The organism is Arsenicibacter rosenii (genome assembly GCF_001870735.1).
GTDB classification, from domain to species: domain Bacteria; phylum Bacteroidota; class Bacteroidia; order Cytophagales; family Spirosomataceae; genus Arsenicibacter; species Arsenicibacter rosenii.
The window spans coordinates 378376-391858 of the sequence record NZ_MORL01000006.1 but is presented as its reverse complement, the minus strand read 5'-3'; the positions used below and the strand labels follow the sequence as shown (position 1 = coordinate 391858).

The following is a 13483-nucleotide window of genomic DNA, read 5'->3' as shown; positions in this document are numbered from 1 at the left end:
TATCGTTCTTCGCAACCGGAGACTGGTAAATGGGTTGTTGCACCAAAATATTCAGGGTAGCCCCTGTACATTTATTGGCTGTGTTGCAGACCGTATAGGAGTAGCTGTCCGGACCCACATAGCCCGTGGCAGGCGTGTAGGTGTAGCTGCCGTTGGCGGCCACCACAATCGTCCCGTGCGCCGTCGTGTAGCTGCCTGCCGTGTAGGTCAAAGCCAGCGGAGGATTGTTCGGATCACTGTCATTCGTGGCCAGACTGCCTCCCTTCGGCGTGTTCACCTGCGTCAGCAGCGCATCATCTATCGCCACCGGCGCCAGCGTCGTGCCCACCGGTGGAGCCGGCAACACATTGACTGTTACCACCGCCGTCGCACACAACGGACCCGGATCGGTACCCTGGTCACAAATCCGGTACGGGAAGCTGGCAATCCCGGTAAAGCTGGCCGCAGGGGTAAACACCACCTGACCGTTTACGATCGTTGCACTACCGATGCTCGCACTCAGCAATGGCGCAATCAGGGCGGGTGAACCCAGTTGGCCCCTGCCCGAAGTCGCACTGTCGGGATCCGTGTCGTTGGCCGTCACGTTGATCGTCACCGGCACACCCTGGCGGGTTTGTGTATTATCATTGTTGGCAATCGGTGGATTGTTATACGCCACGATCGGTCCCGGATTCACGTTAATGTTTACTACAGCCGTTGCGCATTGATTATTGCTGTTGCACACCTGATAGCAGAAGCTCACGGATCCGACAAATCCGGTTGCCGGCGTATATGTATAGTCCCCATTGGTACTCATAACTACCGTTCCGCTCGATGGTACACAGCCTGGTGTTATGCTCACTGACAAAGGCAGCCCTTGCGGGTCTGTATCGTTGGTCAGCACGTTGCCCAATACCGGCGTGTTGACGTTTGTGTTATTAATGTCATTTCTGGCAATCGGTGCCTGCGGGCAAATGGTTAATGTCACCACAACAGCTGTTGTGGGGCCGTAGCAGGCGCTACCGCTGTTAACTCCTTTGAAGGCGGCATAATACGTACCTGCTGTCACGGAACTTACCGAGGAAATTTCGGTAGCCATACTTGCCGGTGTAGCCGAATGCCATGTCAATGTAGTACTGAGCGGCGTATTGCTGGCGGTAATCGTGCTCAGATCAGCGGTCAGTGCAGGGCATGTATTCTGTTTTGTTATTGCCGATAAAACTGGTGCCACATTTGCCGGACAGCTACATATCCGTACCCGGATCGCATTCGAAACGGCCTGACAGTTATCGTTATTCGTTGTAACAGCGAACAGCGAAGTACCCGGTGTCAGCGTCAGCGAACCAGTGTAATAAACGGCAGCAATCGCATAATCTCCCTGAGTTACCCCGGAGAAAGTCGGAGTCTGACTAGTTGCTACAATCAGGTTAGTAACATCATTTACTAAAACATACGTGGTCGTTACACCCGTTGTCGGACTCGGGCTCGTGGTGAACGTCAGGTTAGCCGGTGCAGAGGCATAATCACAGACATCACTACAAACTCTGACCTGTAGATAGTCCGAGTATTTCAGACAGCCGGTTTCACTTTCGTAAACCGTTGAAATCAGCTTGCCCGGCACAGCATTTACTAATGTGCCCTTATACCATGCCGCTGTGATCAGATAGGCACCCTGCCCAACTGCAGAGAATGATGCTGTTGCTGTACTGCTCTGGACAATAGCGCCCGTCACCCGATCGACCAGCAGGTAGTTGACACTGTATCCCACCGGCGCGTTGCTCACAGTAAACGTCACGTTTGCCGGAGCTGTGGCATAATCGCAAGCTGTAGTTGACGGCGGAACCGGCGGCAATACAGTATCGCAGTTGGTTACGCTGGCTACAACTGCGACTGTCGGACCGTAGCAATTTAATCCGCCATTGAGGGCAGCGTAATACGTACCCGCAGGCAGACCTGTTAAGGTTGTCAGTTGATTAGCAAACGTAGCAGTCGCACTGCTATGCCAGGTTAGCGTCGTATTGGCCGGCAAACTAATTCCTGTAATGCCCGCCAGGCTAATTGTTTTATCCGGACAGCTATTTGACACCGTTGCTGTAGAAAGTGTTGGCACAGTTGTTGCGCTACAAACTACAGTACACGTAGTGGATATCGCACTAAAAGCCGTTGTCGGGCCATAGCAGGCGCTGCCACTTTTTGTGCCTTCAAAAGCGGCATAATAGGCCCCGCCCGCAACAGCGCTGATAGATGCCAGTTTATTAGCGGCCGTTGCCGGTGTTGCTGAGTGCCAGCTCAGCGTAGAGCTTACCGGTGCATTGCTGGCCGTAATGGTACTCAGATCAACGGTCGTAGCCGGGCATACGTTGTTCTTACTGTTTGCCGATAAGGCCGGGGCTACCGTGGCTGAACAACACGGATTTAAGACCATGACGTTATACGGAATACTTGTTAGCCCACAACTACCGCCGTTAAACGTTAGGGAATATACTCCTTCCTCTATGACGTTGTATGTCGTAGAGGTAGCCCCCGAGATAGCGACGCCGTTTTTCAGCCATTGGTAGTCTGTTCCCCCACTGTTGTTGGTCTGCCCGTTGAGCGTAACATATTCTCCCTGCTGGATCAGCAAGAAAAAATAGGTCTGCTGGGCGTTACAAGTACCGGTGGTGCTGCTGTAGGTAGCATAGTAAAGGCCGGGGCTGTTTGCCGAGATACTTGTACTCGTCGAGCCGGATAAAGCCGTGCCGTCTTTATACCACTGCGCGCCCGTCACTGATTCGGCAATTGTCAGTTTCACATCTGTGAGACATCCCCCAGCGCCCCCACCGCCATTGCAGGTGGTTGAAGTAGCATTAACGGCCGTTGTCGGGCCGTAACAGGCGGTTCCGCTGTTGGTGCCTTGGAAGGCCGCATAATAGGTACCGGCAACCAGCGCTGTGACCGAACTCAGTTTATTAGCGGCCGTAGCTGGTGTCGCTGAATGCCAGCTCAGTGTGGTGCCACCGGGGCTGTTACTTGCCGTGATCGTGCTCAGATCAATTGTTGTGGCCGGGCATATATTCTGTTTCGTAGTTGCCGACAGTGCAGGCGCAACCGTAGCCGAGCATGGCACTGTCGTGGTCAGGACAAAGACCTGATAGGGCAACGTATTTACAGCACAACTCCCGTTACTATAGGTCAGCGAGTAGACCCCGCCGGTACTGGTAGCATACGTGGTGGAGGTAGCGCCGGAAATAGCGGCTCCGTTGCTGAGCCACTGATATCCCGTTCCCCCGCTGTTGTTGGTCTGCCCGTCGAGTGTTACTGTGGTACCACTGTTAATCAGGATAAAAAAATTGGTTTGTAGCCCCGTACAGGCACTGGTGGCGTCTGTATAGGTGGCATAGTAGGTACCGGTCGTACTGGCCAGATAGGTTGTACTGATTGCACCCGAAACGGCCGAGCCGTCTTTATACCACTGTATGCTACTAACTGATTCGGGTACCGAGAGCGTTATGGGTCCCGACCCGCTGTTTTGCCCATGTACATGATAGTGCAGGAGCAAGAACATCAAAAACAATAGTAGTCTATTCATATGTAATTATTTTAACTTTATTAGACCGGTAATTTCCACTCCGGTCACTCGTGTACCGGATGCAATATGATCCTCAATTTTGATGACAATTGAGGTAAAATCAGTTCTGGCAGTTGATTAGCTTATAGGGGCCATAATACTGAGGTTCATTATTATAAAAATTCCAGTCAGCCCCAAAAGCTATGCTCATAGAGGCCTGAGCACCGGAACCTGCTACATTGCCACTGCGATAGTTTGGCCTTACACCCGTTTCTATATTTGCTTTGATGCCATAACTATGCCCGGTATCAGCACTCTTCAAAATTGTAAACCCGCTGCCTGCTGTTGTCGACGACCATAGTTTACTGATTTTGAAATTTACACCTTGTGCTGGCCCAAATTCCATTACATCATACAATGTACCAGGAGTAGCCACTCCATTACCCATATCTCCTCCCCGCTTTGCAACAACTAACGGAGAGCCGCCAACTGGTACCAAATCCAACGCGTGTAACATCTGATCAAACATTGATATATTATTATCAAGATATCCTGGAGCATCAGTATTAAATTCATATGGATCCTTGACGATAAAATCTTGAAAGGTATAATTTCCCAGCGCAACTGATGTTGCTGGTGGCAACCCTTCCGCAAACCGATAAATTTTTCCGTCAGTCCCCAACACATAATCAATCGAAACCTCAGGCCCTCCAAAGTTACTTAATGGTGTCTGTGTTCTGTAATTATACACATGTCCACGCTGAATTTTGAGTGCCTTCACATTGCCTGGCAAAGGTATATTCTGAGAAGTAGCTCTTATAAATGTACCACTTGTGCGGGATGTGTAATCATACCGATACGTATAAATCAGGCTGTCAGTACCTATATAACTTAGGAACTCAACGCCATTACCACGGGACGAAACTGCACCCACTAACGTTTGTTGGTCATCACTTTGAGGAATGCGTGGCTGCCTTGGCAGAACGTCCATTTGAACAGGCGTATAGAACTTCGCATTTCCGATGTACCATGATTCAGACGTAGAGGGTAATGTCACTTGCGATGTTGGAAATGATGCTTTCGGCCCTTCGCCCCAACACCACCACTGTCCGGACTCATCACCAGCATACACAACACATGTGTACGCTTGCATAGATTTCCATTTTTTACCCTGCGGATGTACAACCTCCCGAAGCACTTCCAGCGTTGAACAATCCAAATTAGGAGCTAGCGTTTGAGAAGCAGGACCAGCAACTGCCCGCATATGTATACCATCTGCTGACACGGTTGGTCCCCAGTTATATATTTTCCCCTGATCACTTAAGATAAAGTAAGCATCTCTTACTTTTTGAATTGCCTTAAACGTTTGACCAGGCGCACCAATCAGCACATTTTTAGCCGGAAAACTTGTATACATGGCCCCATCATTGTTTTTTGAATAGGTTACAGTGGTTGATACCGGCCTTGCCTGCCCGCTTACACAACGCTCGAGAGTTCCCGCACCCACATTTGCAGCAAGGGCATCATAATTGTACCAACCAATATATACTATACCTTCTTTTGATATAAAACCCGAGCTGTAAATACCTGCCTTATTAGCGCTTTCAATCCCAACACCTGACGAAAAATCCCGGGCATCCTTTAACCCATCGCAGGGCGTTGGCTCACTAAACGGTGAGGTTGTCGTACTGTTCGGGCAGGTAGCACAGGCACTTTGCAGTGTTACAGTTGTTTGTGCTAGTGTTGCCATAGAAACCAGTAATAGCAACATTAGTATTATGTTCGTTTTAGTTGTTTTCATCATCATTTAGTTTAAACATTCGTTACGGCCATCAATAATGGTTGATACAAAATAAACTCATATTTATATTATATCATTTTTAGTTACATAATTTTGATCCGCAAATGTTTGTCTTTGCTTTAGTGATACTCATCTGTGCTATCGGTGAATGTCTATCATCAATAGCAGCGTTTCCCGCATATTCTGGTTTAGTTCTGACAGTTAATGAGTTTATACGGGCCGTAAAGATTGGGGTTGTCAGAACGAAATGTCCACTCAACTCCCGTAGCCAAGCCCATTGTTGGAGATCCCGTATTCACCATAAAAGATCCAAAAGGAGTTGTAGTAGGCCGGTTAAAGAAATCCGCGCAACCATCCAAAAGGTACGAATGATTCGTATCCGCACTTTTGAGAATTGTTGCCCCATAGCTTCCTCCATTACCATCACCAAGCTTCCAGTTCCACAGCTTGCTAACCTTAAAGTTTATCCCCTGTGCGGGTCCATATACAATCATGTCATAGGCTGTTGCGGCAGTAGTACTTTTTACCGTTGAGATAAAAGGCGCTCCTCCCTGTACAACCAGATCAAGACCATGATAGGCAAAATCTGTACTTAAAGCAGCATTGAAGGGTATAGTATTGTCAACTCGCTCTCTGGGATTTCTCACAATAAAATTCTGAAACTTATAAGTACCTAAGTCCAGCTTAGTGGTGACTGAGTCATTCTCGATAAATTTATAGATATTACCATCGGTCGCTAAGATGTAATCAATCGGTACCCCATAGGTGTTTCCCGAATTGGGATTTCCACCTATCTGTTTTTTTGACGGGACAAAACCTCGCTGTAGCTTTTTTGCCTTAACGCCGACAGGTAATTTAACTTTGGTAAACCGGCTTCGTATAAACGTGGCATCTAAATTGTTACTTGCATTGAGCCATTGAGCGTAATCGTACGTATAGGTATAGACAAGCGAATCGCTGCCGATGTAGCTAAGAAAGTTAGTAGTACCTACTCCCGTAAATATTCCCCGGGTTCCTCCGGCCAACGTCTGTTCGTCATCTTCATTCGTAAGCAGTGGCTGCACCGGCAGTAAATCCATCCTGACAGGAGTCCAGATTTGCGCATCTGCCTTTTGCAGTATTGTTTGGCTTGTTGTCGGCAGCCCTATAGCAGACGATGGCATGTGCGATTTTCGTCCATATCCCCAACACCACCATTGACCGGCTTCATCGCCCGCATACGCTACCTCATTGGTTATGTGCATGGATACCCATTTTTTACTTTCAGGGTGTGGAACCTCTCTTAACTTATGCAAAACAGAACATTCTGAATTGCCCAGAGTTGTTTGCCCCGCAGGACCAGCGATGGCATCCAGGGGAAGGCTCGACCCATCTGATCCTCCCCAATTGTATATTTTTCCCTGGTCGCTCAAAATAAAAAACAAGCCCCTGACTTTTTGGATAGCTTTGAAGGTTTGCCCGGGCGCATCAGCCAAAACATTCTGGGCAGGATATGCGGTAAACATATTTTGTCTGTTGCTGGCATATGCCAGCGTAGTTGCTGTCGAACGGGTTTGGCCAGTTAAACAGGGTTCAACGTCTGTACCAGGGGAAAGCTGGCTGACATACCATCCCACATATACTCTCCCCTCCCTGGAAATAAAACCGGAATAGGTATTCACCGGATTACCTACTATGTTTTCATAATTCGCACCAACAGCGGAAAAATCCCGCGCATTCAGTAGCCCGTTACAAGGAGTAGGTTCCCCTTGCACCGGTGAAGGTATTGTCGGGCAGGTTGCACAGACGCCTGGCAGGGTGACTTGTGTCTGTGCCATGGCCACTCCGGCGCTCAGGAGCAGTAAGGCAAGCAGGGCGTTATCAAAAAATATTTTCATGTGTTAAAATTTAAGTTAAAGATTACTAATTCTGGCAGTTGATGAGTTTGAATGGACCATAGGCACGTCTAACGTTATTTTTCCATTGATAATTTGTACCAAATGCCATATTAATTGCAGTCTGATCAACCTTACCAGTCACCCCTCCCATAGGCGCTTTTGTAACTGAGTTAAACCTTGTATCAATTCCGTAACTATGGTTATTATCGGCTCGTTTCACAATTGTAAACCCTACATTAGACATTGTGCTACACCACAATTTGCTCACTCTAAAATCAAAACCATAGTTTTGACCGAACTCAATGGCATCATACTGATTTGTAGGAGTAGCACCCGTTCCCGTCATAGTGAGTGTTCCCCGTTGCGCGACAATAAATCCGTTGCCACTAACTGGTACTAAGTTCAGCGAACACAGAATCTGATCTTTATAAGGTATATTCGGGTCTAGGTTAACAACACTTTGTATAAACTCCCAGGGATCTCTAACGATAAAATCCTGAAATTTGTAATTCCCCAGATCTACCTTAACAGCAGGGGGCAGGTTTTCTGCAAACCGATAAATATTACCATCGGTAGCTAAGATATAATCAATTGCCGCCATATATTGTCCGGGGTAAACTCCTGTTCGAGCATAGGTAGATACATAGCCTCTTTGTATCTTTTTGGCCTTGACTCCTGGTTGTGCTCCGGCTAATGGGATCGGGGTTACCTGAATAGATTGTATATTAGTAGCAATGTTACCATCATGAGTAGCATTGTACGTATAGACTAAGCTATCTGCACCAATATAACTAATAAACGGAGTACCAACAGCTGCTGGCTCATACTCCGCTACAAATGTTACCTGATCATCCGTTTGAGGTACAAGAGGCTGCACAGGAAGCAAATCAAGCTGTACTGGTGTCGGTGTAGTATATGTTTGCTAGCTCATATATGCCCAACTTTGGCCGACGGCAGGCTGCGGAACACTGGAAGATGGAAACAATATTCTGGCTCCTTGCCCCCATGCCCACCATTTTCCATCTTCATCTGCCGCATAACCTATGTATATTCCAATTTGCATGGCTTTCCACTTTTTCCCTTGTGGGTGGGGAATTTGTCTAAGTTTTTGTAATACAGAACAATCTACATTATTAATACTAGCGCTAATAGTTGTAGACGCCGGGCCACAAACTGCCCCGAGTGCCCCTCCGGGGCCACTATTTGTATAGCCCCAATTGTAAATCCTTCCCTGATCACTTAAGATGAAAAAACCTCCCGCATTTTTTTGTATTACTTTAAATGTTTCACCTGGAGCATCCAGCAATACATTTACTGCAGGAATGGCTGTATACATACTTTGAAGATCATCGCTTGAGACCGCTGCTGTTGTAGAAAAGGGTGGGGCTGTTCCTTGCAAACAATATTCCGTCCCTGCGGCAATACCTGTAACTGTATTATTATACTCAGTATTAAGCCATCCTACATAGACAGTCTCTGCTTTTGATATAAAACCAGAAATACGATGTCCAGGATTTCTGTTCCAGGCAGAGCCCAGTCCCGAAAAATCTTGGGCATCTTTTAATCCATCACAAGGCGCTGGTTCGCCTAATGGATTTGAGGGCGTTGTCGGGCAGGTCGCGCAGACGCCTGGCAGCACAATCTTCAGTTGCGCCATACTTACTTTACTAACCAACAATATCATTACTGCCAACAAATACCATTTTACTGCTTTCATTTTACTTTAGGTTTATGTAATAGTTAAGTTTTTTCTCTTTTCATCAATACAGAGAACGCTTTAAATCATTGGCATGAATATTGACAGAGCCAGCATAAAAACAGGCATAGCCTGTTTACAGACCGGACCCTAATCGCCTCATTTTTGGTAGGTTATGAGCCTAAACGGCCCCAACCGAACCTGATTGTTGGAGTACTCACGGAACATACCCAACGCAATGGTAACCGACTAGCCCGCTTCAATAGCCGAGCCGGGAAGCCCATTATCTCGTTTTGTATTCAGGGCATAACTGTGGTTATTCGCTGCACTTTTCAGGATGGTAAATCCGGTAAACCGGTCCATTTCAACGGGTGTAAACATAGCGGTGGCATCACTCATTACGTAATTTTCGCTGGTCACTGGCCATGCAATAGTACCTGATGGCAGATATGCCTTTGGCACGGAGGCATCTCCCCCCAACACCACCCCTGCCCGACATCATCGGCTGCATAACCGGCGCCCTTAGCAATCTGCATGGCCATCCACTTCTTTCTCTCAGAATGTGGCATTTCCTGAAGCTGGTGTAGTTTATCACCTGCATTACTCGACGTGACCGTTGTTACTGAGCAACCACCGAAAGCCGGTTGGTATTGCTTTACTCCGTTACCCCGGTTATCAATTTTACCCTGTCCACTCAGCACCAAAAAGTACCTTTTGACCAGCTGAATCGAGTTAAAAGCTTGCCTAGTTACTCCTACCAGTACATTCTGCGCTGTCAGGGCTGTATACATTGATGTACGTTGTCTACTATTCAGTACAGTTGCTGAAGCACGCGGGCTAAAACCAGTCTTGCAATCTTCAACGCATGCCGCGTTGTAGGGTGTAAATTCACCTGGTGCTGTTGGAGTGGTACTATTGGGGCAGTTGGCACAGACGGGTTGTAACATTATTGTTGTTTGTGCGATGGCCGCCATATATACCAATAATTGCAACAGTAACCTTGTTGTTATCATACTTTATATTGGTTTAAAACATTAGTTACGATTTTGACCATACAGTTACCTAACTTGCTCACTTAAAGGCGTTTAACTACTATTAACAGCAAATATTAAGCCCAAATTACATTAACAATATAATCATATTTTTATTTTTTATTTTATGTTTCATCATTATCATATATCACTTTTGCTCTTCGAGGGTTTACCCCTTATGCATTAACGAAGCGGCATACAAACGCTACGCATGTTTGAAAAGCCCGAAACGACAGTTACTAAATAAGATCACCGAATTGCAGAACAATTAATAAGCTTGAAAAAGCCAGTAGCGGGCAATCCTGTAGTCGATGTAGCGTTGAAGGGATCATTTATTGTATTACCTCCTAGCTGCCCTCCAATTGCTCTTATATAGCTCTCTTTCGCAGGAGTGCTAATATCAAACCCACCTCCGTAAAGTCTATATGGCTGTTTAGAAAAATCAATATTTTCACCACAAGAAACATATGTATGGCCAGTTTCAGCACTTTTTACTAGTACATATGTAGGCGTATTACCGTGAGCCCAGATTTTGCCCACTTTTGCCGGAACCCCATAGTCCTCAGCTAATTCTGCATAGCCATAGCTATAATTGGGTGAGGACAGGTTTATTGCACCATATATTAGTTTGTCCCGGTTTCTAGGTACACCAAAAAATGAAGGTTTTAAGCGTTCAATCGGTTCAGTAAAACCATAAGAACCTGGTATGCGTGTAGTTACAAAATCCACAAAAAAATACTGATCATTAGTCATTTGTGCTATTGTACCATCTTCCCAAAAGTAGTAGATCTTCCCATTTGTACTTAATACACAAAAAATATCCTTGCGAGAGTCCGTAGGTTGTTCCATATTCACTCGCTGCAGTTTAATAGCCTTACCACCAGGCAGGTTAATTTTCATAGTGGTATCACGCTGTACGAAAAGTTCTCCATTTGTTTGTTTAACAATTATGTATTTGTACACATACACACTACTATCTGCGCCAATATATGCCAAAGCCGGCATCAGTGTATAAGGATCAGAACCCAAAGCTGAGGATTTACTCACCAACACACATTGGTCGTCACTAGCCGGGATTATAGGCTGTACTTTTAATCGGTCCATCCTAACCGGGATATACGTTCTTGCATAGGAGTCAGCATTTTGACCATAGCTTACTCCTGCCGCTGGCAGACTAAAGCTCATGCTTGGCATATGATGCTTCATTGCCTGCCCCCAGCACCACCATTTTCCCTGATCATCAGCCGCATAGCCTTGCGAGTTGTAAACTTTCATCGCTTTCCATGCACGGCCCTCCGGATGCTTGATTTCTTTGGGCTTTGCTCTGTAGACGCTCAAAGTATTGTTAAAAACAGTTGTGTCCTGGCCTGTAATAGGGTACATTTTACCTGTGCTTTGATTAGCAGCGTTTCCCCAAGTATATATTTTCCCCTGATCACTCAGCACAAAAAATGAGCTTTCATTTCGCTGGATAGCCTTAAAAGTTTGTCCTGAAGCATAATACCAGAGGCTAATTGCAGGAAAAGCAGAAAAGTTATCAATATTTGTTGAATGATTTTTTACACCAGGAATATCCAGATAACGTCCTGTCATTAACCTGTCAAAACCACTAGATAGAGAGCCCTGAAAAGAATTCCAGCCCGTATAAACTGTTCCGTCCTGTGAAATAAAGCCCGTTGTTCTAAACATATCTATGTTGTACTCCTGGCTTCCGGAAATATCACGGATGTTAGTTAAACCCTCGCAGGGAACGGTTTCGCCGAATATATTGGGCGTTGTACTAGTCGGGCATGTCGCGCAGACGCCTGGCAGCACAACCTCCCGTTGCGCTATTGTTTCTCCGGCAATCAGCAGCTGCAGGGCAATCGGGAATGCATAGGTAAATTTTTTCATACACTTAAAAGGTCATAAACGTTTTTGGTAATCACTATTACTTGATATTGAAGCAATTAATGAGCTTAAAAAAGCCCGCACTTGGTATTCCATAGGAAGATTGTCCGGGTGGTGTATAACCAGGGGACATTTGAGCACCTACAGCTCGTACATATGTCTCGTATCTAGACATGTTGTTCAGGGTAAGCCCACCGTTTATTGTCTGGGGTTGCGTAGAAGTATCAACGCTTATATTTGTTTGTACGTAGCTATGCCCACTTTCCGTTTTTACCAATATGTTAGGGAATTGGCCGTGTATCCATATCTTTGAAATTTTAGACGTTAACTCATATTCTGCTCCTCCAGTCTCCGCATAGACATAGCCACTTCCATCGGCAGCCTTTTGCCAATGTACAAGCTTGTCACGGCTTCTAGGTACGCCCGCAAAACCAGGCCTGAAGGATTCAATCGGATCGGTTGTAGCCGTACTAAATATGGCCGACTTAGCTACAAAATCCACAAAAAAGTACTGATTATCAGATAACTGAGAGATAGTACCATCTGTAAAAAAGTAATAAATTTTTCCATCAGTAGCCAGTACCGTATAGACATCGCCATGCGTGCTATTAATACCTGGCCCCCATGGCCGGCAAACCTTTACCGCTTTATAATTACCAGGTATTACGATTTGCATAGTGGTATCTTTTATAAAATTTCTATTTACGCCATTATCAACGTATTTATAGACATATAGTAATGAGTCTACACCAATAAAAGCAATTGAAGGTCTAATCCCTTCCTCAGGAGTAGGATAGGCAGCAATTGTCTGTTGATCATCGCTATTGGGTACCAAAGGCTGTACCCTCAGGCGATCCATTCTTATAGGAGTAAAACGGCTTACAATATCTGCGAAATAATCCTGCCCGACGCCTGGAAGTAAAATCTGCGTACTTGGGAAAAGGGTTTTTCTTCCCTTGCCCCAACACCACCATTTCCCTAAGTCATCCGCTGCATAGGCAAAAGCATTATAGATTTTCATAGCCTTCCAGGCCCGGCCTTCCGGATGCTTTATTTCTCTGGGAATAGCAAAGTAAGCACAATCACTTGTTGTCGTTGTTGTATCTTTTCCTGCAACAAAACGATTATCACCCTGCCCTGTAGCTGCAGTATTATTAAAATATCCCCAATTGTATATCTTACCCTGATCACTCAGCGCGAAAAAAAGGTTTATATTTCGCTGGAGAGCTTTAAAGGTTTGTCCGGGGGTATAGTACAGCAGATTAAGCGCCGGAAAGGCCGTAAAAGCATCCGATTTGTTTGTGTAGGCCTTCATCCTACTAACCCCTGGAATTTTTATACCACGTCCCGTAAGACATTCGTCAAGGCCTGCTGAGTTATCTTGATTCTGAAATGAACCCCAGCCAACATATACAGTCCCTTCCTTAGAAATAAAGCCCCCCGTACCCATAAATTCCATGGAATATTCATTGGTTGCTGCAAAATCACGAACATTAGTCAGGCCATCGCAAGGTACAGCTTCGCCCAGCACATTGGGCGTTGTACTGTTCGGGCAGGTAGCACAAGCGCCTTGTAACGTTACGGTTGTCTGGGCCGTGACTTCTCCAACGCCCAGGAAGAGCAAGGTAATCAGAATGTAATTGATAAAAGGTTTCATATGTA

General features: G+C 46.0%; 9 protein-coding genes. All 9 read right to left on the bottom strand.

Annotated features, from left to right (window positions below; genetic code table 11):
• Nucleotides 1-3547: Ig-like domain-containing protein (locus tag BLX24_RS14505; protein WP_143092682.1), on the bottom strand; the 3547-nt coding region annotated here is incomplete at its 3' end.
• Between the two features lie 100 nt (nt 3548-3647).
• A complete protein-coding gene (locus BLX24_RS14500) occupies nt 3648-5327 on the bottom strand; it encodes a hypothetical protein (RefSeq protein WP_143092681.1) in 1680 nt (559 codons plus the stop codon).
• Nucleotides 5328-5515: 188 nt separating this feature from the next.
• Nucleotides 5516-7204: a hypothetical protein gene (locus BLX24_RS14495; protein WP_071503858.1), complete on the bottom strand. Its 1689-nt coding sequence runs from the start codon at nt 7202-7204 to the stop codon at nt 5516-5518.
• Between the two features lie 25 nt (nt 7205-7229).
• Nucleotides 7230-8081 carry a hypothetical protein gene (locus BLX24_RS14490; RefSeq protein ID WP_143092680.1) on the bottom strand — a complete coding sequence of 284 codons (852 nt, stop codon included), beginning with the start codon at nt 8079-8081 and terminating at the stop codon, nt 7230-7232.
• A 45-nt stretch (nt 8082-8126) separates the two neighbouring features.
• Nucleotides 8127-8921, bottom strand: a complete 795-nt coding sequence (locus BLX24_RS14485; RefSeq protein WP_071503856.1) for a hypothetical protein — start codon at nt 8919-8921, stop codon at nt 8127-8129.
• A gap of 228 nt (nt 8922-9149) precedes the next feature.
• Nucleotides 9150-9299 (bottom strand): hypothetical protein, encoded by a 150-nt coding sequence (locus tag BLX24_RS32715; RefSeq protein ID WP_177225841.1) that lies wholly within the window; start codon nt 9297-9299, stop codon nt 9150-9152.
• A gap of 17 nt (nt 9300-9316) precedes the next feature.
• Nucleotides 9317-9913 (bottom strand): hypothetical protein, encoded by a 597-nt coding sequence (locus BLX24_RS32150; protein WP_143092679.1) that lies wholly within the window; start codon nt 9911-9913, stop codon nt 9317-9319.
• Between the two features lie 267 nt (nt 9914-10180).
• Nucleotides 10181-11824 (bottom strand): hypothetical protein, encoded by a 1644-nt coding sequence (locus BLX24_RS14475; protein WP_071503854.1) that lies wholly within the window; start codon nt 11822-11824, stop codon nt 10181-10183.
• 37 nt (nt 11825-11861) lie between these two features.
• Nucleotides 11862-13478, bottom strand: coding sequence for a hypothetical protein (locus BLX24_RS14470; RefSeq protein WP_071503853.1), 1617 nt, complete (start codon nt 13476-13478; stop codon nt 11862-11864).
• Nucleotides 13479-13483: the final 5 nt, after the last annotated feature.